The sequence below is a fragment of the Bradyrhizobium sp. LVM 105 genome (genome assembly GCF_003957705.1).
GTDB classification, from domain to species: domain Bacteria; phylum Pseudomonadota; class Alphaproteobacteria; order Rhizobiales; family Xanthobacteraceae; genus Bradyrhizobium; species Bradyrhizobium frederickii.
Genome location: NZ_QZMV01000009.1, coordinates 83,594 through 105,000 on the forward strand (window position 1 = coordinate 83,594; position 21,407 = coordinate 105,000).

The 21,407-nt window shown below is 64.9% G+C and carries 16 protein-coding genes, 1 tRNA gene, 1 rRNA gene and 1 riboswitch (1 of these 19 cut by a window edge); of the genes, 9 read left to right on the plus strand and 9 right to left on the minus strand.

The features are described from left to right. Positions 1–122: 122 nt before the first annotated feature. Both D6B98_RS24035 and D6B98_RS24040 read left to right on the plus strand, forming a co-directional pair. On the plus strand, positions 123–827 hold the full coding sequence (locus D6B98_RS24035) for a YdcF family protein (protein WP_126259381.1): 705 nt from the start codon (positions 123–125) through the stop codon (positions 825–827). Between the two features lie 34 nt (positions 828–861). Continuing rightward, positions 862–1,635: a lysophospholipid acyltransferase family protein gene (locus D6B98_RS24040; protein ID WP_126259382.1), complete on the plus strand. Its 774-nt coding sequence runs from the start codon at positions 862–864 to the stop codon at positions 1,633–1,635. Here the strand turns inward: D6B98_RS24040 and D6B98_RS24045 are convergent. Next, positions 1,632–2,243 carry a gamma-glutamylcyclotransferase gene (locus D6B98_RS24045; RefSeq protein ID WP_164718819.1) on the minus strand — a complete coding sequence of 204 codons (612 nt, stop codon included), beginning with the start codon at positions 2,241–2,243 and terminating at the stop codon, positions 1,632–1,634. The genes D6B98_RS24040 and D6B98_RS24045 overlap by 4 nt on opposite strands. 110 nt (positions 2,244–2,353) lie before the next feature. Here D6B98_RS24045 and D6B98_RS24050 point away from each other — a divergent pair, with 110 nt between their 5' ends. Then, positions 2,354–3,538 carry a DUF2125 domain-containing protein gene (locus D6B98_RS24050; protein ID WP_126259383.1) on the plus strand — a complete coding sequence of 395 codons (1,185 nt, stop codon included), beginning with the start codon at positions 2,354–2,356 and terminating at the stop codon, positions 3,536–3,538. 103 nt (positions 3,539–3,641) lie between these two features. On the opposite strand, the gene D6B98_RS24055 is transcribed toward D6B98_RS24050, so the two are convergent. From D6B98_RS24055 to D6B98_RS24065, 3 genes are read right to left on the minus strand one after another with little or no spacing between them, the layout of a single operon-like run. Continuing rightward, positions 3,642–4,577 carry a prephenate/arogenate dehydrogenase family protein gene (locus tag D6B98_RS24055; RefSeq protein WP_126259384.1) on the minus strand — a complete coding sequence of 312 codons (936 nt, stop codon included), beginning with the start codon at positions 4,575–4,577 and terminating at the stop codon, positions 3,642–3,644. Next, complete coding sequence (gene hisC / locus D6B98_RS24060) at positions 4,574–5,671, minus strand: histidinol-phosphate transaminase (RefSeq protein ID WP_126259385.1); 1,098 nt, start codon at positions 5,669–5,671, stop codon at positions 4,574–4,576. The genes D6B98_RS24055 and hisC overlap by 4 nt, the downstream gene beginning before the upstream one ends. 36 nt (positions 5,672–5,707) lie before the next feature. After that, positions 5,708–6,556 carry a chorismate mutase gene (locus tag D6B98_RS24065; RefSeq protein ID WP_126259386.1) on the minus strand — a complete coding sequence of 283 codons (849 nt, stop codon included), beginning with the start codon at positions 6,554–6,556 and terminating at the stop codon, positions 5,708–5,710. 156 nt (positions 6,557–6,712) lie between these two features. Next, positions 6,713–6,792, plus strand: a riboswitch (SAM riboswitch). Positions 6,793–6,883: 91 nt separating this feature from the next. On the opposite strand from D6B98_RS24065, the gene metX reads away from it, so the two are divergent. Together metX and metW are read left to right on the plus strand one after the other, a co-directional pair. Beyond that, positions 6,884–8,089, plus strand: a complete 1,206-nt coding sequence (gene metX / locus D6B98_RS24070; protein WP_126259555.1) for a homoserine O-acetyltransferase MetX — start codon at positions 6,884–6,886, stop codon at positions 8,087–8,089. Between the two features lie 2 nt (positions 8,090–8,091). Then, positions 8,092–8,754 (plus strand): methionine biosynthesis protein MetW, encoded by a 663-nt coding sequence (gene metW, locus D6B98_RS24075; RefSeq protein WP_126259387.1) that lies wholly within the window; start codon positions 8,092–8,094, stop codon positions 8,752–8,754. A gap of 116 nt (positions 8,755–8,870) precedes the next feature. On the opposite strand, the gene D6B98_RS24080 is transcribed toward metW, so the two are convergent. Further along, the gene (locus D6B98_RS24080; protein WP_126259388.1) at positions 8,871–9,734 is read right to left on the minus strand and encodes an alpha/beta fold hydrolase; all 864 of its coding nucleotides are present in this window, start codon (positions 9,732–9,734) and stop codon (positions 8,871–8,873) included. Positions 9,735–9,950: 216 nt separating this feature from the next. On the opposite strand from D6B98_RS24080, the gene D6B98_RS24085 reads away from it, so the two are divergent. Continuing rightward, positions 9,951–10,610 (plus strand): NlpC/P60 family protein, encoded by a 660-nt coding sequence (locus D6B98_RS24085; RefSeq protein WP_126259389.1) that lies wholly within the window; start codon positions 9,951–9,953, stop codon positions 10,608–10,610. 129 nt (positions 10,611–10,739) lie between these two features. Here the strand turns inward: D6B98_RS24085 and D6B98_RS24090 are convergent, their stop codons facing one another. Then, positions 10,740–11,528 (minus strand): MOSC domain-containing protein, encoded by a 789-nt coding sequence (locus D6B98_RS24090; RefSeq protein ID WP_126259390.1) that lies wholly within the window; start codon positions 11,526–11,528, stop codon positions 10,740–10,742. A gap of 238 nt (positions 11,529–11,766) precedes the next feature. Here D6B98_RS24090 and clpB point away from each other — a divergent pair, with 238 nt between their 5' ends. Continuing rightward, entirely contained in the window at positions 11,767–14,418 is a 2,652-nt protein-coding gene (gene clpB / locus D6B98_RS24095; protein ID WP_126259391.1) for an ATP-dependent chaperone ClpB, read from the plus strand. Between the two features lie 80 nt (positions 14,419–14,498). Here the strand turns inward: clpB and D6B98_RS24100 are convergent, their stop codons facing one another. From D6B98_RS24100 to D6B98_RS24110, 3 genes are all read right to left on the minus strand, one after another. Continuing rightward, a complete protein-coding gene (locus D6B98_RS24100; RefSeq protein ID WP_126259392.1) occupies positions 14,499–14,765 on the minus strand; it encodes a hypothetical protein in 267 nt (88 codons plus the stop codon). Positions 14,766–14,848: 83 nt separating this feature from the next. Next, positions 14,849–16,468, minus strand: a complete 1,620-nt coding sequence (locus D6B98_RS24105; RefSeq protein ID WP_126259393.1) for an SMP-30/gluconolactonase/LRE family protein — start codon at positions 16,466–16,468, stop codon at positions 14,849–14,851. Positions 16,469–16,620: 152 nt separating this feature from the next. After that, on the minus strand, positions 16,621–18,687 hold the full coding sequence (locus D6B98_RS24110) for a M23 family metallopeptidase (protein ID WP_126259394.1): 2,067 nt from the start codon (positions 18,685–18,687) through the stop codon (positions 16,621–16,623). A gap of 992 nt (positions 18,688–19,679) precedes the next feature. Between D6B98_RS24110 and D6B98_RS24115 the strand changes: the two genes are divergently transcribed. Further along, positions 19,680–21,168, plus strand: a 16S ribosomal RNA gene (locus tag D6B98_RS24115). A 187-nt stretch (positions 21,169–21,355) separates the two neighbouring features. Further along, positions 21,356–21,407 (plus strand) — tRNA-Ile (locus D6B98_RS24120) (it continues 25 nt past the right edge of the window).

Consider the following 21,407-nt stretch of genomic DNA (forward strand, 5'->3'; position numbering starts at 1 on the left):
CCTTCTCTCCTTGCGGGAGAAGGTGGCGCGAAGCGACGGATGAGGGGAGAGGAAGGAAACCGGACTCCACTTCGCCTCAAAACGTCATAAAATCGCTTCAGGGAAGGGATTACCGGCATCACATGACCTCGCCGACCGACGATCGATCGCCGAAACTGCCGCGCGGCTGGCTGCGCGCGACAATCGTGTCGACGATCGCGCTCGCCTTCGTCGGCGCCGCGGCGGGCTTCGTCGCGTTCCTGTCGCAATTGCGCGGCGCCGAGATCGCACCGAGTCGCAAGGCTGACGGCATTGTGGTGCTGACCGGCGGCTCCTCGCGGGTGTCGGATGCGATGGAGCTGCTCGCTGCCGGCTACGGTAGGCGGCTATTGATCTCCGGCGTGCATCCGACCTCGACGGCGAACGACATCTCCAGGACGCTGCCGGAGAACCAGGCCTTCATGACCTGTTGCGTCGATCTCGACCGCACCGCGCTCTCGACCCGCGGCAACGCGGCGGAGGCGCGGCGCTGGGCCGAGGGGCGCCGCTTCAAGTCGCTGATCGTGGTCACTTCGAACTACCACATGCCGCGCGCCCTGGTGGAATTCTCGCATGCGATGCCGCAGACGGCGCTGATCCCGTTCGCGGTGGTTGGCGACAAATGGCGCGAGGAGCCGTGGTGGATCTCGGCGCCCACCTTGCGGCTGCTGCTGTTGGAATATGTCAAGTACATCGCGGCCGAGCTCAGGGTGCGGCTGGAGGATGTCGGGATTGACCTTTCGCCCGAGATGTCGGAGCAGCCTGCAGGGCAACAGCCAAAGCGGCCCGCCACCGCCCAGGCCAATTGACAAGCCAATTGATCGGCAAATTGATGGACCGTCGATGTTTCTGATTTTCCTGCGCTCGCTCGTGTTCAACGTGCTGTTCTACGCCGTGCTGGTGTGCCTCGCGATCGTGGCGCTGCCGACCTTCGCATTGCCGCCACGCGCCATGTTGACGGTCGCCGCATGGTGGGCGAAGGCGACGCTGGTCCTGATGCGCGTGGTCTGCAACATCAAGGTGGAATTCCGGGGTACGGAGAAGATTCCGCAGGGGCCGTTGGTGATCGTGGCGAAGCACCAGTCGTTCTGGGAGACCTTCGTGCTGCCGGGCTTCTTCCACCGCCCGATCTTCATCCTCAAGCGCCAGCTGATGCAGATCCCGGTGTTCGGTCAGTTCCTGGTCAAGACCGGGATGATCGCGATCGATCGCAATGCCGGCGTGAAGGCGCTCCTGGACATGACCCGGCGGGCGCGCGAGGCGGTGCGCAGCGGCCGGCAACTCGTGATCTTTCCGGAAGGCACGCGCCGCGCGCCTGGCGCGCCGCCGGATTACAAGACCGGCTTTGCGCAGATCTATTCGTCCTGTGGTGTGCCGTGCCTGCCGATCGCGCTCAATTCCGGCCTGTTCTGGCCCCGCCGCACCTTCATGCGCTATCCCGGCACGCTCGTGGTGGAGTTCCTCGATCCGTTGCCGCCCGGCTTGCCGAAGGACGAGTTTCTCTCCCGCGTGCAGACGGCGATCGAGGACGCGACCAGCCGTCTCGTCGAAGCAGGCCGCAAAGAGCAGGAGCAATTGATCGGCTCGGCGCCGAGCTACAGGCCGGCGGAGAGCTAGCGGTTCTCGCGGTCTTCCACCGCCGCAGGCGCGTGCAGGGAATGCGCGTCGCCATGCAGCATCAATGCAAGCTGATGCAGCTGCCTGTCGCGAAAGCCTTCGGCCTCGATCGCCTTCACCGTTGCGGTGACATAGTCGCGGTTGGCGCCCGACTGGCCATGGCCCTGGATGACATGGCGGTGCTGCTCGGCGAGCGACAGCCGGCCGGCATATTGCGCATGGCCGCGGTCGACGACATAGGTGAGCGCGGAGACGCGCTGGCGCGCGTCGTTCTGAAGCCATACCGAGCGCATCACCTCGCGATAGACCGAGGTGACCTGCTCGCGCGCGCGCAAGTAAGCGACGACCTCGGTGCGGTTCTTTTCAGCGACGCGGAAGGCGATGCCGCGGCAGGCGCCGCCGCGGTCGAGCCCAAGCACCAGGCCCGGCTTCTCCGACGTCCCGCGATGCACGAAGGAATAGACGCAGAGCGCGCGATGCTCGCCAACCAGCCGCGCCGGGACGCGTTCCTCGAAGTCGAAGCCCGGCCGCCACATCAGCGAACCATAGCCGAACACCCAGAGGTCGCCCTTGGCGGTGGTGACGGAGGGGAGGGTGATTTCCGACATTTCGGGCACGGCTACCAGAACCATGCCCCGAAGCGAAGCGAATTCTCCGCCTTTCGTCGCAGACGGACCACGCTTACATTTGCCTGAATCTGGGATCAAAGGGTCGCCGCATGTCCAATATGAACGTTGCCGCAGGCCGTCGCTCCCGTTGGGGCCTCTTCGTCGCACCCATTCTCGTCCTGATTCTCGCCGTCGCGTGGAGCTGCTTCTGGTTCTATGCGGCCTCGCAGGCCGAAACGGCCGCAGACGCCTGGCGGGCGCAGGAGGCCAAGTCCGGCCGCATCTATGATTGCGCCAAGCGCTCGATCGCCGGCTTCCCGTTCCGCTTCGAGATCCAGTGCTCCGGCGCCAGCGTGTCCCTGGTCTCGCAGAACGCGAGCAAGACGCCGTTCACGGCCAAGCTCGACAACATCCTGGTCGTCGCCCAGGTCTACGATCCCAAGCTCGTGATCGCCGAATTTTCCGCACCCGCGACGCTGACCGACGGCGTCACGCAAAACACCTTCGTGGTGAACTGGAGCAAGGGCCGCAGCAGCGTGGTCGGCCTGCCCTCGGTGCCGGATCGCGCCTCCATCGTGTTCGACGATCCCTCGCTCAACCGCCTCGACGGCAGCGTGCAGGTGCCGCTTGCGCGCGCCAAGCAGGTCGAGCTGCACGGCCGCCTCGCCGACGGCTCGCCGGCCGACCATCCCGTGATCGAAACCGTGCTCCATGTCGCGCAGGGCAGCATTCAGGGCGTTCATCCCCTGCTCGCCGAGCCATTCGAGGCGGACACGCGCGCCAAGGTCACCGGCCTCTCCGACCTCGCGCCAAAGCCGTGGCCGCAGCGCTTCCGCGAGATTCAGGCTGCCGGCGGTCACATCGAGATCGTGCAGTCGCGGATCCAGCAGGGTGAGATGATCGCGGTTGCGGCCGGCACGCTCGGCCTCTCCGCCAACGGCCGGCTCGACGGTGAATTGCAGATGACCGTGGCGGGCCTCGAGCGCGTGATCCCCGCGCTCGGCATCGAGAAGATGCTGGAGGAGGGCGTGCCGCAGGCAACGCTCGACCGCGTCGCGCCCGGCGTGAAGTCGCAGGACCTCACCAATTTGTTCGGCGCGCTCGATCGCGCCGTGCCCGGTCTCGGCAAGGTCATCAGGCAGAACGCCAATGCCGGTGTCGCCGCCGGCATCAACTCGATCGGTACCGAGAGCACGCTCGAAGGCAAGAAGGCGCGCAGCTTTCCGCTGAAGTTCGTCGACGGCGCGGTGCTGCTCGGCCCGGTCAAGGTCGGCCAGATTCCGCCGCTGTATTGACCTGCCGTCATTCCGGGGCACGCGTAGCGTGAACCCGGAATCTCGCGCTGCAATCTCGGGATTCCGGGTTCGACGCTGCGCGTCGCCCCGGAATGACCGATGCCTACGGCTTCTTCAGCGCCGCATGCGGCCGGCCGAAATCCGGCGCAGCCGAGTCCTGGCCGATCTCGACGATGCCGCGGCGGATGGCGCGGGTGCGGGTGAAGTGGTCGAACAGCGCCTCGCCGTCGCCGCGCCGGATCGCGCGCGTGAGCTTGGCGAGATCCTCGGTGAAGGTGCCGAGCATCTCCAGCACGGCCTCCTTGTTGGCGAGGAAGACGTCGCGCCACATCGTCGGGTCGGAGGCCGCGATGCGGGTGAAATCGCGGAAGCCGCCGGCGGAGAACTTGATGACCTCTGACTCCGTCACCTGGGCCAGCTCGTCGGCGGTGCCGACGATGGTGTAGGCGATCAGATGCGGCAGATGGCTGGTGATGGCGAGCACGAGATCGTGGTGATCCGGCGTCATCACCTCGACCTTGGCACCCATCGCCGCCCAGAACGCCCGCAGCCGATCGGTCGCCGCGGCATCGACGCCTTCGGGCGGGGTCAGGATGCACCAGCGGTTGATGAAGAGCTCGGCGAAGCCTGAATCCGGGCCCGAATGCTCGGTGCCCGCCACCGGGTGCGCCGGCACGAAATGAACGGTCTTCGGCAGATGCGGCGCCATGTCCCTGACGATCGCGCCCTTCACCGAACCGACGTCGGAGACAACGGCGCCGGGCTTCAGATGCGCGGCAATCTCCTGCGCCACCGGCCCGCAGGCGCCGACTGGAATGCAGAGGATGACGAGATCGGCATCCTTCACCGCTTCCGCATTGGTCGCCACGACCTTGTCGACGATGCCGAGCTCGGCGACGCGCGCGCGGGTCTGCTCCGAGCGCGCGGTGGTGACGATCTCGCCAGCCAAGCCCTGGAGCTTCGCAGCGCGCGCGATCGAGCCGCCGATCAGGCCGAAGCCGATCAGCGCGACGCGCTGGAAGTGCGCCTGCTCGCTCATTTGCCGGCCATGAAGTCGCGCAAGCCGTCGACCACGAGGCGGTTGGCCTCCTCGGTGCCGATGGTCATGCGCAGCGAATGCGGCAGGCCGTAATTCTTCAGGCCGCGCAGCACGAGGCCGCGCCTGGTGAGGAAGGCGTCGGCGTCGTCGGCGGTCTTGCCCTTGTCGGCCGGAAAGTGGATCAGCACGAAATTGGCGACGCTCGGCGTCACCTTCAGCCCGAGCTTGCCGATTTCCTCGGTCAGCCAGTTGCGCCAGGTCTCGGTGAATTGCTTCGACATCGCCTGATGCGCAGTGTCCTCGATCGCGGCGACCGCGGCATACATCGCCGGCGTCGACACGTTGAAGGGACCGCGGATGCGGTTGACGGCGTCGATGATGTGCTCGGGCCCGAACATCCAGCCGATGCGCAGCGCGGCGAGGCCGTGGATCTTGGAGAAGGTGTGGGTCACTACCGTGTTCTCGGTGGTGGCGACGAGCTCGATCCCCATTTCATAGTCGTTACGAGAAACGTAGTCGCAATAGGCGGCATCCAGCACCAGCAGCACGTGCGAGGGCAGGCCGGCGCGCAGCCGCTTGACCTCGTCGAACGGCACATAGGTCCCGGTCGGATTGTTGGGGTTGGCGAGCCAGACCAGCTTGGTCTTCGGCGTCACCGCCTTGAGGATGGCATCGACGTCGCAGGTCAGATCCTTCTCCTGCGCGATGACGTTCTTGGCGCCGACCGCCATGGTCGCGATCGGGTAGACCAGGAAACCATGCGTGGTGGAGATCGCCTCGTCGCCGTGACTGAGATAGGTGTGGGCGAGCAGATTGAGGATCTCGTCCGAGCCGGCGCCGCAGATGATGCGGTTGGGGTCGAGCCCGAAGGAGCGGCCGATCGCCTCGCGCAGCACGCGCGAGGTGCCTTCCGGGTAGTCTTCCAGGTGGTCCGCCACGCGCTTGAACGCCTCGATCGCCTTGGGCGAGGGCCCGAACGGCGTCTCGTTGGCCGAGAGCTTGAACACCTTGCGGCCCGGTTCGGCGACCGGGCTCTTGCCGGGCGTGTAGGGCGCAATATCGAGAATGCCGGGATTCGGCACGGGGCGGGACATCTTGAACTCCGAAAATGGCAGGGCGTGGCGCGTGGTTTACGATTTCGCCCCGGTCGGGGGCACCGTATAGCGCGTTGCGTGGCTGCCGACGAGGGCCACAGAGCGCACCGAGGCCCCCGCCTCGATCAGGGCAGCCCTGATTTTATCGATGCTGGTCGCGCTCGTGACCGAGACCAGCAGCGCCGCGCCGTCGAAGGCGGTGTCGGGCACCGCGACGATCTCGGCGAGCGGCGACAGGGCGCGCGCGACTTCCGCGTTCCACCCCGACACGCGGACGCTGAAGGTCTCGACCTCCGTGTCCAGGGCGCTGTCGGCGACGCGCGAGACCGCGAACACCGGCAGTGCGGCCGGATGGTCGGCGCGCTCGACGAAGGGCATCCGCGCGATGATCTTCGGCGCGCCGGCGGCTTCCAGCTCCAGCCACCACGGCGTGCGGCTCGACGTCGCCGAGACCAGCGCCAGATCGCCCTTGGATCTCGCTACCGCCTCGACCGCGGCCTGCGCGCTGAAATGCGCGACGTAAGGCACCGTGAAGCCGAAATGGAAGCGCACGGAATCGCGCATCGCCGGCTCGCTCGCCGAGATGTCGGCATGCACCGAGAACGGCGCCTGCACATAGGTGAAGGTCGAGATGATGACGCGCCAGATGCTCTCGACCGTGTCGAGCGGCAGGATGCCGCGATGGCGCCGCACGAGGTCGCGCATCATGGCGGCCTCGCGCGCCGGGCGGAATGCCGAGCCGACCTCCTGGGTCTGCTTCACCTGGATCAGGCGGTCGATGATGTCGCCGCGCTGCATCAACAGGCGATGCATGCTCTCGTCGATCGCGTCGATCTCCTTGCGCAGTTCCTGCAATGATGGCGGCGCGGGCGGACGTTGGGACATATCTGGCGGTCGATCGTTCCGAATGGGGATGTTCTGATTAGGCAGTCGGGGCGGCGAAAGCAAAGAGAAATGACGTCCTTTCCAGGCGACGCGGCAGAGGCGAATTGAGCCGATCCGGGCCGCGACTTGACGAAAACCGCCCAAGACGGTAGCTTTTGCCCGTTCCGTGGTCATTTGAGCCGGCCGGCTTGCAGCCACGTTAAAAAACTCGCTAAACAGGCCGGGGACGCTTCCGATCCCGGCCGAACCTATCGTTCAGGCCGGGTTTTTCATGGCCTGATGCAAGTGGCGATCAAGCGTTTGATCGCAAACGAGGTCGATGGTCAGATGGGTGGCGTCAAGTCGATACCGAGTCCTGCGATCAGCGCCGACGAGCGGTCGCACGAGGTGGATCATCCGAGCTCGCAGGTTGCGCATTTCGGTGCCGAGCAGCCGCTGCGGCTCGATTGCGGTGTCGATCTCAGCCCGTTCCAGATCGCCTACCAGACCTATGGCGAGCTCAACGCCGATCGCTCCAACGCGGTCCTGATCTGCCATGCCCTGACCGGCGATCAGCATGTCGCCAATGTCCATCCCGTCACCGGCAAGCCCGGCTGGTGGGAAACCCTGGTCGGCCCCGGCCGTCCGATCGATCCCAAGCACTACTTCATCATCTGCTCCAACGTGATCGGCGGCTGCATGGGCTCGACTGGGCCGGCGTCGATCAATCCCGCCACCGGCAAGGTCTGGGGGCTCGAATTTCCCGTCATCACGATTCCGGACATGGTGCGCGCGCAGGCCATGCTGATCGATCGGCTCGGCATCGACACGCTGTTTGCGGTGGTCGGCGGCTCGATGGGCGGCATGCAGGTGCTGCAATGGACCGCGGCCTATCCTGGGCGCGTGTTCTCCGCGCTGGCGATCGCCTGCGCGACGCGGCACTCGGCGCAGAACATCGCCTTCCACGAGCTCGGCCGTCAGGCCGTGATGGCCGATCCCGATTGGCACGGCGGCGGCTATGCCGATCGCGGCATCCATCCGCATCGCGGGCTCGCGGTGGCGCGCATGGCGGCGCACATCACCTATCTCTCCGACGCGGCGCTGCATCGCAAGTTCGGCCGACGCATGCAGGACCGCGAGTTGCCGACCTTCTCGTTCGACGCCGACTTCCAGGTCGAGTCCTATCTGCGCTACCAGGGCTCGTCCTTCGTCGAGCGTTTCGATGCCAATTCCTATCTCTATCTGACGCGCGCGATGGACTATTTCGACATCGCCGCCGACCATGGCGGCGTGCTCGCAAAGGCGTTCGCGGGAATTGCGACCCGCTTCTGCGTCGTCTCCTTCACCAGCGACTGGCTGTTTCCGACCTCGGAATCGCGCGCGCTGGTGCATGCGCTGAACGCCTCGAGCGCGCGCGTGTCGTTCGCCGAGATCGAGACCGATCGCGGTCACGACGCCTTCCTGCTCGACGTGCCCGAATTCTTCGACATCTCCCGCGCCTTCCTGCAATCGGCAGGCAAGGCGCGCGGGCTCACCGGCAAGAAGGACGGCTAGCGATGTCTGTACAGGAAGTGCTGCCGCTCGGCGGCATTGCGGCGGGTCAGTCCGGCCAGTTTCGCGCCGATCACCTCCTGGTCGCCGAGATGGTCAAGCCGGGCTCGAAAGTGCTCGACGTCGGCTGCGGCGAGGGCGACCTGCTTCAGCTCCTGGAGACCCGCGGCATCGACGGCCGCGGCATCGAGCTGTCGCGCGAGGGCGTCAACCGCTGCGTCGCCAAGGGCCTTGCGGTGGTGCAGGGCGACGCCGACACCGACCTCGTCAATTATCCCGACGATGCCTTCGACTACGTGATCCTGTCGCAGACGCTGCAGGCGACGCGGCAGCCGCGGGTGGTGCTGGAAAATCTGCTGCGCATCGGCCGAAGAGCCATCGTCTCGTTCCCGAATTTCGGCTTCTGGAAGATGCGGCTCCAGCTCCTGATCGGCGGCCACATGCCGCGCACCGAGAACCTGCCGGCGACCTGGTACGACACCGCCAACATCCATTTCTGCACCATCAAGGACTTCGTGCAGCTCTGCGACGAGATCAACGTCAAGATGGAGCGCTCGGTGGCGCTCGATCTCTACGGCCGCCCGGTGCCGCTGAACCTGCCCTGGTGGGTGTGGAACATGTTCGGCGAGCAGGCGGTGTTTCTGCTGAGCAGGGGCGGGGGGAAGTAGTCTCTCTCCGTCATTCCGGGGCGATGCGAAGCATCGAGCCCGGAATCCATCGTGCCACAGCGTTTGCGGCCCGATGGATTCCGGGCCCGCGCCTTCGGCGCATCCCGGAATGACAGCTAGTGTGGGACCAGCGAGCGCGGATCGCGCGCCGGCCAGCGCCCCGCTTCCACCAGCGTGACGAACCGCTCCACGCTCTCGTTGAACAGCGCCGGCTCTTCGAGATTGAGCACGTGGCCGGATTTCGGAAACATCGCCAGCCCCGCCGCGGGAAGGTGCTTCTTCAGGAACAGGCTTGCGCCCACGCACGGATCGTCCTCGTCGCCGCAGATTATCAGTGCCGGCGTCGTCGCCTTCCTGATCGCATCCGTCATCGTGTAGATCGACGGGCGGCCGCCCTGGAAGCCGCGCATCGTGCGCGCCGAACCCTTGGCGTCGTGACGCGCCAGCGCGGCGTAGAAATCGGCGTGGCCGCGCGGATCCTTCACCAGGAAGGGAATCCGGCTCGGCGCCTCGCGCGTGACCTTTGCGACCTCGGCGGAGCCCAGCGTCTCGAACTGCTCGGCATTGGCGCGGCACTGCTGGCGCCAGGCCTCCAGATTCTCGATCTCCGAACCCGAGCCGACGCCGGCCAGCGTCATCGACAGCGCGCGCTGCGGCGCGTTCAACCCGATCTGGAGCGACGAGTAGGCGCCCATCGACAGGCCGACGAGATGCGCGCGCTCGATTCCGAGATGATCAAGCACCGCGAGCGCGTCGCTGTAGAAATGCGTGTAGCTGTAGACTTCGCCCTCGGGCACGTCCGACGGCGTGTAGCCGCGCGCCGAATAGGTGATGCAGCGGTGGCCGCGCGAGAAGTAACGCATCTGCGGCTCCCAATTGGTGTAGTCGGCCGCGAACTCGTGCAGAAAAATGATCGGCGTTCCCCGACCCGCCTCTTCGAAATAGATGCGGACGTCGTCCCTGGTCGTGGCGTGGGGCATTAACCTTTTCCCTCTGTTCAAGCCGCTTTCACAGGATTGCAGTTAATGCTGTTGTCCGCAATGCGGCGGCATCGGACCAGTGTCGGCGCAAAATCATCGCAGCTATTCGCAGACTTTCCGCGTCTTTTTCTCGCCACATCCGGCGGCTTAACGGCCGGACGGATGTCGGCTCTTGCACGGGCCGGCGGGAAGTGGGGTGTCAACGAAGGATGAAGAATGGTTGAGTTGTTTGCGTCTCGCCTGTCGCGTTGTGTTGTTGCGCTGGCGATCTTCTCCGCGGCTTTTGCCGCGTTCGTTTCTCCGGCCTCAGCGCGGCCGCATCATCGTCATAGCGCAGAGCGGCACGCTTACGTGCACCACGCCAGACATCATCATCACCGCCACCACGCACGCAGCTCGCGCTTCGAGCGCAGCGCTGCGCAGTTGCAGGCGAGCGGATTCGCTGGCACTCAGGCGAGCTACGATCCGAACGCCAATAGCGGCGGCATGGCTACCAACACCATGGCCGCGAGCGGCGGCTTCGGTGGGGGTTCGGGCCTCGTCTCGGAGGCGCGCCGCTACATCGGCGGCAATCCGACCGGGCGCGGCAGCCTGTGGTGCGCGCGCTTCATGAACATGGTGCTGCAGCACACCGGTCATCAGGGCACCGGGTCGGATATGGCGAGCTCGTTTGCGCGTTACGGCACGCGCGTCTCCGGTCCGCAGGTCGGCGCCATCGCGGTGATGTCGCGCGGTCGCCGCGGCGGCCATGTCGGCATCGTCACCGGCATCGACGCGCAGGGCAATCCGATCATGATCTCCGGCAACAACGGCAACCGCGTCCGCGAGGCGCCGGTCTCGCGCGGGAAGATCTATGCGTATGTGATGCCGAACTGAGGTGAAGTGCGTAGGGTGGGTTAGCTAGCGGGCGCGCGAAGCGCGGTCCGCTGGCGTAACCCACCTCTTCGGCTTCTGCGGTGACAGACGATGGTGGGTTACGCCTTCGGCTAACCCACCCTACGAAGCTCACAGCAGCTTCGGCTGTTCCACCGCGATCGCATCGCCCACGCCGATCTCGCCACCTTCGATCACCTCGGCGTAGATGCCGCAGTCCATGTGGCCGAGGTGGCGCGAGAGCGTCGGCGGGATCTCGAGATCGCGCTTGGCCGTCACCGGGTCCACATTGGTGGCGGGGCAGCGGACGATGCGCTTGACCACCTTCAGCCGCGCCTGTCCGATCGCAAGCGTCTGGCCGACGAGATCGAGCTCCGACCAGGCCGGCCAGCCTTTCACGTAGAGATTGGCGCGGAAGCGCAGCGGATGCACGGCGGTGCCGCCCAGCATGGTCTCGATGGCGCGGACGCTGCCGAGATTGATGATGGAGACCACCTTGCGGGCGACGTCGGAGAAGCTGTGGTCGCGGCCGGACAGCAGCTTCGGCGGGCCCTTGAGTTCCGGCTGAAAGTTCTCCGCGAAATAGCGCTCGATGGCCGCCCGCCCGGCCGCGGTCTCGAGGTCCCCGCTGGCAACGACCTGACCGTCCCTGCGGATGGTCAGGACATTGCTGGCGTCGTCGAAATGGCTGTCGAGCTCGGCCAGGCGCTCATTGCGCGCCAGCATCAGAAACTGGATTTTCGGCTTCCATTCGGGTGCATCAGGATTGAAGCCGCTCGGGCCGTTCTCGATGGCGTAGCGGCGGTCGGCGGGCAGGGTCTGGCCCACCCGCAAGGGGGCGCGGCGCAGGGGCTCCGGCGTCAGGCCCTTGATCGGGTAGCGGTAGAGGCCGGTGATCTCGGCGGTCTGGCTGGCTGTCATGCCGCTACTTAGGGGATTCGACCGGTCCGCGCCAAGCAGCCGAGAAGCGCACGAAATTGTGAACTCGCCTCTTTCGTTCCGCCGGACCGCTTCCCACATCTGCCTCAGGCCGGCGCCAAGCCGGCAAAAGACCGCCGTTTCCGCTTGAGAATCCTCAATGCGGTCAGCCGAAACCCAATGAAGATGCCGTATTGGGGTGCCTGAGAGGGCCCCAAGGGCAGGCCGAGGGACAGAAAAGATGAATATCGAGAAATATACCGAACGCTCCAGAGGCTTCATCCAGTCCGCGCAGTCGCTCGCGATGCGCGAGGGGCACCAGCAGTTTTCGACCCTGCACATGCTGAAAGTCCTCTTGGACGACAGTGAGGGGCTCGCTGCCGGTCTGATCGACCGCGCTGGCGGCAATTCCCGTGCAATCCTGAAGGCGACCGAGGACGCCCTCGGCAAGGTGCCGAAGGTTTCCGGCGCTGGCGCCGGCCAGATTTACCTCGCACCCGAGCTCGCCCGCACCTTCGACGCCGCCGAGAAGGCCGGCGAGAAGGCCGGCGACAGCTTCGTCACCGTCGAGCGGCTGCTGCTGGGGCTCACGCTGGAGAAGACCAGCGAGGCCGGCACGATCCTGAACAAGGGCGGCGTCACCCCGCAAAACCTCAACGCGGCGATCGAGGCGCTGCGCAAGGGCCGCACCGCGGACTCCGCGACCGCCGAGAACGCTTATGATGCGCTGAAGAAATATGCCCGCGACCTGACCCAGGCGGCGCGCGACGGCAAGCTCGATCCGGTCATCGGCCGCGACGAGGAAATCCGGCGGACCATCCAGGTGCTGTCGCGCCGGACCAAGAACAATCCCGTCCTGATCGGTGAGCCCGGCGTCGGCAAGACCGCCATCGCCGAAGGCCTTGCGCTGCGCATCGTCAATGGCGACGTGCCGGAGAGCCTGAAGGACAAGAAGCTGCTGTCGCTCGATCTCGGCGCGCTGATTGCCGGGGCGAAGTATCGCGGTGAGTTCGAGGAGCGGCTGAAGGCCGTGCTCCAGGAGGTGACCGGGAGCGAGGGCACTTTCATCCTGTTCATCGACGAGATGCACACGCTGATCGGCGCCGGCAAGGGCGACGGCGCGATGGACGCCTCCAACCTGCTCAAGCCGGCGCTCGCGCGCGGCGAGCTGCACTGCATCGGCGCGACCACGCTCGACGAATACCAGAAGCACGTCGAGAAGGATGCCGCGCTGGCGCGGCGCTTCCAGCCGATCTTCATCAGCGAGCCCTCGGTCGAGGACACGATCTCGATCCTGCGCGGCTTGAAGGACAAGTACGAGCAGCACCATGGCGTGCGGATCACCGATTCCGCGCTTGTGGCGGCGACGACCCTGTCCAACCGCTACATCACCGATCGCTTCCTGCCCGACAAGGCGATCGACCTGATGGACGAGGCCGCGGCCCGGCTGAAGATGCAGGTCGATTCCAAGCCGGAGGAGCTGGATTCGCTCGACCGCGAGATCATTCGGCTCAAGATCGAGCAGGAAGCGCTGAAGAAGGAAACCGATCCCGGCTCCAAGTCCAGGCTCCAGACGCTGGAGAAGGATCTGGCCGAGCTCGAGGAGAAGTCGGCCGCGCTGACGGCGCGCTGGAGCGCGGAGAAGAACAAGCTCTCCGACGCCCAGAAGCTGAAGGCCGAGCTCGACGGCTTGCGGGTCGAACTCGCCAACGCGCAGCGGCGCGGCGAATTCCAGAAGGCCGGCGAGCTCGCCTATGGCCGGATCCCGCAGCTCGAGAAGCAGCTTGCCGAGATCGAGGCCAAGGACGACACAAGGCAGAGCTCCGGCGAGATGGTGGAGGAGGCGGTCACCGCCAACCACATCGCGCAGGTGGTCTCGCGCTGGACCGGCGTGCCCGTCGACAAGATGCTGGAAGGCGAGAAGGAGAAGCTCCTCAAGATGGAGGAGCAGCTCGGCAAGCGTGTCGTCGGCCAGGCCGAGGCCGTGCGTGCGGTCGCAACCGCCGTGCGCCGTTCGCGCGCCGGCCTGCAGGACCCGAACCGCCCCACCGGCTCGTTCATGTTCCTGGGGCCCACCGGCGTCGGCAAGACCGAGCTGACGAAAGCCTTGGCCGAGTACCTGTTCAACGACGAGACCGCGATGGTCCGCCTCGACATGTCCGAGTACATGGAGAAGCACTCGGTCTCGCGGCTGATCGGGGCGCCTCCGGGCTATGTCGGCTATGACGAGGGCGGCGCCCTCACCGAGGCGGTGCGGCGCCGGCCTTACCAGGTCGTGCTGTTCGACGAGATCGAGAAGGCGCATCCCGACGTCTTCAACGTCCTGTTGCAGGTGCTCGACGACGGCCGCCTGACCGACGGCCAGGGCCGCACCGTCGACTTCCGCAACACGCTGATCATCATGACCTCGAACCTCGGGTCGGAGTATCTGGTGAACCAGCCCGAGGGCGAGGACACCTCGGCCGTGCGCGAGCAGGTGATGGGAATGGTGCGCGGACATTTCCGCCCCGAATTCCTCAACCGCGTCGACGAGATCATCCTGTTCCACCGCTTGCAGCGCAGCGAGATGGGCCGGATCGTCGAGATCCAGTTCGCGCGGCTGCAGAAGCTGCTGACCGATCGCAAGATCGTGCTGACGCTCGATGCGGCCGGCCGCGACTGGCTCGCCGCCAAGGGCTGGGATCCCGCCTACGGCGCACGTCCGCTGAAGCGCGTGATCCAGCGCCACCTCCAGGACCCGCTCGCCGAGATGATCCTCGCGGGCGACGTCAAGGACGGCGACAGCGTTGCGATCTCGTCCGAAGGCAACGTGCTGACCTTCAACGGCAAGGCGCCGCAGACCGCCGAGATCACCCCGTTCGAGGCGCCGGTGGCGAAGCGCAAGCTGAACTGAGCGCGGTCGTTCGAAAGCAACCAAGCGCTCCGGAGAGGTCAACCTCTCCGGGGCGTTCGACTTGTCCGACGGCCCGCCGGTTAACCGAGTGCTGATGCGGAGCCGGGATCGACAGGGCCTTGCTCCTCGTCGTCTTCAGCGAGATCGGAGAGAATATCCACGAGCTCGCGCACCCGTCCCTGCGCCAGCGGCCGCAAATCGTTGATCATCGGCTCGTCATTGGCGAGCCAGGCCCTGGCTTCTGCGAGCTCCTCGGCGGTTGCGCCGGTTCCGATAATCTGGGCAATGGTGACATCGTCTGCGCCGTCTACCGCCTTGGCGACATCGTCGCGTGAGAGGCGCGTCATGGGCAGCCCTCCTGCTGTCGGCTTCGTCAGCGTCCAACCGGAAACCGGCCCACCGGTTCCCGGCCAACGCGCGCAACCCAGGCCTACTTCTTGGCGGCCTTGTAAATCGCATTCTCGAGGTCCGAGCTGAAATAGATGACGCCCGTCGCCCCGACTGCAACCCCCGTCGGAATATTACTCGGCAATCCGCCAGGCGCACCCGGCAGGCCGATCGGGAGATTGGCCGCGATCTCGGTGATCTTGCCGCTGTCCGGCGCGATCTCGATCAGCCGCTTTGCCCCGACTTCCGCCACGATCAATTGGCCATCGGGACGGCGCGCGATGCCTTCCGGCATTTTCAGCTCCTTCGCGACCACCGTCTTCCCGCCGTTGGCGTCGATCCGGGACACTGTGCCAGCAAAGGCCTCGGTGACGTAGACCTCGTCGGTCTTGCCGCGAACGAGCCCGACCGGGCCCTCGAGGTCGCCGATCAGCGTGGTGCGGTCCTTGCCGTGCTCGCCGCTCACCTTGACCAGCGACTTTGTGCCGAGCTCGGCGACCAAGATGCTGCCGTCCGCGAGCACGATCGCGTCGTGCGGCGCCTTGAAGCCGTGCAGCATGTCGCGCGTGGTGCCGGTCTTGGCGTCGATCACCTGCACGGTGCCGGTGAACCAGCTCGACAGCACCACATCATTGCCCTGCGCCGTCGCGCTCATCGGATATTCGAGCGTCGTGCCGGCGGCGTGCATGCGCGCCTTCTCGGTGACCTCGCCGGTTGCCCCATTCACCGTGCGGTAGGCGAACACGTCGGCGACGTGGATCGTGTCCTTGCCGTTCTCCGAGGTGACGCCGATGCCGCCGGGCAGCGCCAGCTTGCCGATGATGATCTGCCTGGCCTGGCCGGTCGCGGGATCGACCTCCTGTATGCCATTGTCGGCCATGTTGGAGACGTAGATGCGGTCCTTGTCGTCGATGGCGAGGTTGTCCAGCGACGTCTTCAATTGCGCGACAATGGTCTTGCTGCCGGATTTGGGATCGACCCGGACGAGCTGGCCGAGTGCGGTGTCGATCACAAAGAGATTGCCTTTGGAATCGAAGTTCACCGCGGCCGGGATCTTGAAGCCTTCGGCAACGACGGTCAGCTCGGCCTTGTCGACGTCGACCTTGGCGACCTGGCCCTTGAACCAGAGCGGGCCGTAGAGCTTGTCGTCGGGACCAAACTCGAAGCCGTTGAGGCCGCCCATCTTCTCCATGATCTGGCGCGGCGGTTTCAAGCCCTCGACGTCGATCTCGTAGAGCGTGTCGCCGAGGAAGACGGTGGTGGCGTAGAGCCGGCCGTCCTTGCGGAAGGCGAGCGAGTTGATGCCGGGAAGGCCGCTCGCCAGCTTCTTGATCGGGCCGTCGCCCTTGCGGGCATAGAGATCGCCGGTCAAGAATCCGGTCCAGGCCATGGTGCCGTCAGGCGCGAAGGCGATGTCGTCGGCCATGCCCACAGGCGAAGGGATTGCAACCTTGGCGCTACCGCCGGAGATATCGACCTCGTAGAGCGCCGCGCCGGCGACGCTGCCGGCGAACAGATGGCCGGCCTTGTCGACGCCGAGCCCGTGCACGCCATGGAATGCCGAGCCGGGAACGAGCTTCGTGACCTCCCAACTGTCCGCCGACGCGCTCGTGGTGGCGAAAAGCGCGGCGACCAGGGCTGCGCAGGCGAGCCTGTTGTTCATGGCGAGACCTCCCGTTTTTTTGGAAAGTATTCGCCGCTCACACCACTTTGGCAAACGAAACTTGACGTTGTGACGCCGCGAAGCGGCCGTGCGCGATCAACGTCGGATTCGGAGCGTGTTTGGAGACGTCAGCCGATGACGGCCGGTTGGGGCTAGCGGTTGGTGACCTGCAGCGGGCCGCCGGTGGCGTCCGACATGCGGGCGATGGCGCCGCCGCGCCCGCTCATCATGCCCTCGAGCCGGTCGCGCTCCTTCTCGAAGCTTGCGAGCATCGGGCCCTCGAGCGAACGGCCGCGCGGCAGCTTCACGCGCATCGGGTCGACGAAGCGGCCGTTGACCAGGATCTCGTAATGCACGTGCGGGCCGGTCGACTGGCCGGTCGAACCGACGAAGCCGATCACCTGGCCCTGACGCACCTTCTTGCCCGCCTCCATGCCCTTGGCGAAGGCCGACATGTGACCGTAGGCGGTCTCGTAGCCGTTGGAATGCTTGATGCGGATGTACTTGCCGTAGCCGCCCTCGGGGCCTGCCTTCTCGATCACGCCGTTGCCGGAGGCGAAGATCGGCGTGCCGTAGGCGGTGGCCCAGTCGACGCCGGTGTGCATCTTCACATAGCCGAGGATCGGATGGCGACGGCCGCCGAAGCCGGAGCGCATGATGGCGTTGTTGATCGGCTTCCTGACCAGGAACTTCTTCGCGCTCTTGCCGGTCTCGTCGTAATAGTCGACGACGCCGTCGTCGGGGCTCTGGTAGCGGTAGTATTTCTTGGTCTCGCCGCCGACGGTGAGGGAGGCGAACAGCACATCGTTCTTTTCGCTCGAGGTCACGCCCTCGTCTTCGCCGGCGTAGAACACGTCGAAGGAATCGCCCGGCTGCACCTTGCGCTGGAAATCGACGTCGTAGGAGTAGATCTTGATCATGTCCTCGATGACCGGCATCGGCACCTTGTTGCGCATCGCGGTCTCGTAGATGCTCTGGTACAGCCGCACGCCGGAACCGTCATCGTCGTCATCGTCGTCGCTGCTGTTGGCGCTGGCCGCCGCGTCGGCGGCGGTGTTCATGCTGGAGACGTCGACCGCGACGTATTTGCCGAGATCGGACAGCGCCGCGATCGCCTCGACCATGGTCTCGTTGGCGACGACGACGCGGTAGGGCTGGAGGCGGGCGCCGGGACTCGCGGGCGCCATCAGGATGCGGAGCTTCTCGCCCTCCTTGAGGCCGCCGTCGCGGCCGCGCGGCCCGAGCGTCGCGGTGATCGCCTTGATCTCCTCAGGCGTGGCGCCGAGATCGCGCAGTACGCCGGCGACGCTGTCGCCCTTCTTGACCAGATGGACGCGTTCGCCGTTGGGATTGCCGCCGGTGATCTGCTCCTTGGTCTTGGGCAGCAGCGTGACGTTTTCCGGCACCACGCGCGTCTCGAAGCCGGCATAGGGATCGGACGGCGAGGCCTCGGCGGCGTAGGCGGTCCTGATATCGGAGGGGCCGGCCGCGCCGGAGATGTCGGCGGCGGCATTGGCGAGCGAGGCGTAGCGCACCCCGCCATTGCCGCGCCAATTGGCGGCGTCGCGGACCCGCATCAGGATGTCGTCGAGCGCCACCACGGCGGAAATCTTCGCCTTCGGCAGCACCTGCGACAGGTCCTTGGTGACGAAGGAGACCTCCGCGTCGGGCTCGACGGCTTCCGGATTGTTCGGGTCTTCCGCTGCCGTCTTCGGATCGGAGCCGACATCGGTGAGCAGGCGCTGGGCGTTGAACGGCGGAATCTTCGCCGACAGATCGCTCGTCGTCATCGACAGGTTGCCGGCGATGCGGACGAAGGGGCGCACCCGCATCACGTCGCGGTTGCCGACGCGGGCGACCGTGGAGACGCGCACGATGTTGCGGGACGCCGTGGATTCGCTCGGCGGCGGCAGGCGGTCGCTCTTGTGCAGCGTGGCGGCGCGATCGGCGGCACCGAAGGCGCCGCGCAGCGCGCCCTCGACCCGCTCCGGCACCTTGGCGAAGGTCATCTCGCCGTCGAGAGATGCGAAAACGGCGCCGCCGATCAGGGCTGCGCCGCAGAGTCCGGTCAAGATCGTGCCGCTGAACCATTGCACCGAGACGCGGCGGCGGTCGATCACGGCGGCTTCAGAACCGTCGACGGACAGCGGCGGCTCGTGGCCGAGATCGATGATCCCGGTCTCACGCCCGTAAGCGCCGCGTGTCGTCCTGTGGTTCACTCAAGTCCCCCAATCAACGACCCAAGAAGCCCGCTTCGAACCTCATCCCTAGCCGCCCTCTTGAAGGGGATCGCCGGAAAAAGGCAAGCCGCACAGGCGCTCGCGCTCAGAAGGCCCCTCGGAGGGGCCGGCCGAAATTACGAACAGCTGGACGGATAAAGCTCTCTCGATGTCTCTCGAATGTCCGGGGAAGGCCGCGTCATCTGCAAGATCGCCTTCCTCTGACCCCATGAAAACCGCCGGCAGCCCCCACTGGCATCCCGCGATTCAAGCTTGTCTCTTATCAGAACGCCGCGGGAATGTGGCTCAAGTACGGCGCCTGTCATGGAAAAAGTTTCCCGAGCGGCCGGGCGCCGGAGCCCGCCCTGAGGGGGCGCGGTAAGCCGCTCCCGGAGCCCTTCCGAGGCCCGGTGGAGGCCAAACTTTTTTTCAGTTTTTTTGTCGGACCGCGCCGGCCCGGCTCTTCGTGATCCTTCTAACCGTCTGGAAACGTGCGATTATTTTCGATGATCCACTGTGCGACGATTTGTTGACGATTGGCGTTGACAGCCCGGAAGGTGGGGCCTATAACCCCAACCACTGAGCGCGGCGCCGCCGGGTCACTGACCAAGGCGAGCGAACGCGCCACTGATGCTCCTCACCTTGTTGAGTGACACAACAGCCGACACAAGTCGGTTGGAGTTCATCCATCGTCGGTAAGGGTGTCGGAACCCTTCCCACCTAGGGAAGGTTGGGGCCTTCTGGTCCCGGGCTGTTTGACAAGTGAAGATGAAGAAAGAGAAACGTGGACGGCGGAGTCCTTGCGGGTCTCGCTTCTGGAAAGCTTCGGCTTTCCTGATCGAGACCGGACGAAAGACTTCGGCGGTACACGTTTTAAAGGAAACACCATCGTTGCTAGCGATGTGAATCGCAGGCAGCTCATCGACTTCGGTCGATGGAAAAATGGTGGGACCTCGTCAAACGTTGTGATCAGCCGGTTCAAAGTTCAAGTCCAACTTGAGAGTTTGATCCTGGCTCAGAGCGAACGCTGGCGGCAGGCTTAACACATGCAAGTCGAGCGGGCGTAGCAATACGTCAGCGGCAGACGGGTGAGTAACGCGTGGGAACGTACCTTTTGGTTCGGAACAACACAGGGAAACTTGTGCTAATACCGGATAAGCCCTTACGGGGAAAGATTTATCGCCGAAAGATCGGCCCGCGTCTGATTAGCTAGTTGGTAGGGTAATGGCCTACCAAGGCGACGATCAGTAGCTGGTCTGAGAGGATGATCAGCCACATTGGGACTGAGACACGGCCCAAACTCCTACGGGAGGCAGCAGTGGGGAATATTGGACAATGGGGGCAACCCTGATCCAGCCATGCCGCGTGAGTGATGAAGGCCCTAGGGTTGTAAAGCTCTTTTGTGCGGGAAGATAATGACGGTACCGCAAGAATAAGCCCCGGCTAACTTCGTGCCAGCAGCCGCGGTAATACGAAGGGGGCTAGCGTTGCTCGGAATCACTGGGCGTAAAGGGTGCGTAGGCGGGTCTTTAAGTCAGGGGTGAAATCCTGGAGCTCAACTCCAGAACTGCCTTTGATACTGAAGATCTTGAGTTCGGGAGAGGTGAGTGGAACTGCGAGTGTAGAGGTGAAATTCGTAGATATTCGCAAGAACACCAGTGGCGAAGGCGGCTCACTGGCCCGATACTGACGCTGAGGCACGAAAGCGTGGGGAGCAAACAGGATTAGATACCCTGGTAGTCCACGCCGTAAACGATGAATGCCAGCCGTTAGTGGGTTTACTCACTAGTGGCGCAGCTAACGCTTTAAGCATTCCGCCTGGGGAGTACGGTCGCAAGATTAAAACTCAAAGGAATTGACGGGGGCCCGCACAAGCGGTGGAGCATGTGGTTTAATTCGACGCAACGCGCAGAACCTTACCAGCCCTTGACATGTCCAGGACCGGTCGCAGAGATGTGACCCTCTCTTCGGAGCCTGGAGCACAGGTGCTGCATGGCTGTCGTCAGCTCGTGTCGTGAGATGTTGGGTTAAGTCCCGCAACGAGCGCAACCCCCGTCCTTAGTTGCTACCATTTAGTTGAGCACTCTAAGGAGACTGCCGGTGATAAGCCGCGAGGAAGGTGGGGATGACGTCAAGTCCTCATGGCCCTTACGGGCTGGGCTACACACGTGCTACAATGGCGGTGACAATGGGATGCTAAGGGGCGACCCTTCGCAAATCTCAAAAAGCCGTCTCAGTTCGGATTGGGCTCTGCAACTCGAGCCCATGAAGTTGGAATCGCTAGTAATCGTGGATCAGCACGCCACGGTGAATACGTTCCCGGGCCTTGTACACACCGCCCGTCACACCATGGGAGTTGGTTTTACCTGAAGACGGTGCGCTAACCCGCAAGGGAGGCAGCCGGCCACGGTAGGGTCAGCGACTGGGGTGAAGTCGTAACAAGGTAGCCGTAGGGGAACCTGCGGCTGGATCACCTCCTTTCTAAGGATGGTTCTTCAGAAGCTTGCTTCTATCGAACCGTTTTAGAAACATCAGTGGCCAACAGATCGCCAGATCGTTGAGCTGCATTGGCGGGATTTCGCCGTCTACGTTTCTCTTTCTTCGCGGACGAACACGCGCTGGGCCTGCGTCATGCAGGATCCCTGGTCCTTGACGGGATATGCGTTAGGGGCTTGTAGCTCAGTTGGTTAGAGCGCGCGCTTGATAAGCGTGAGGTCGGA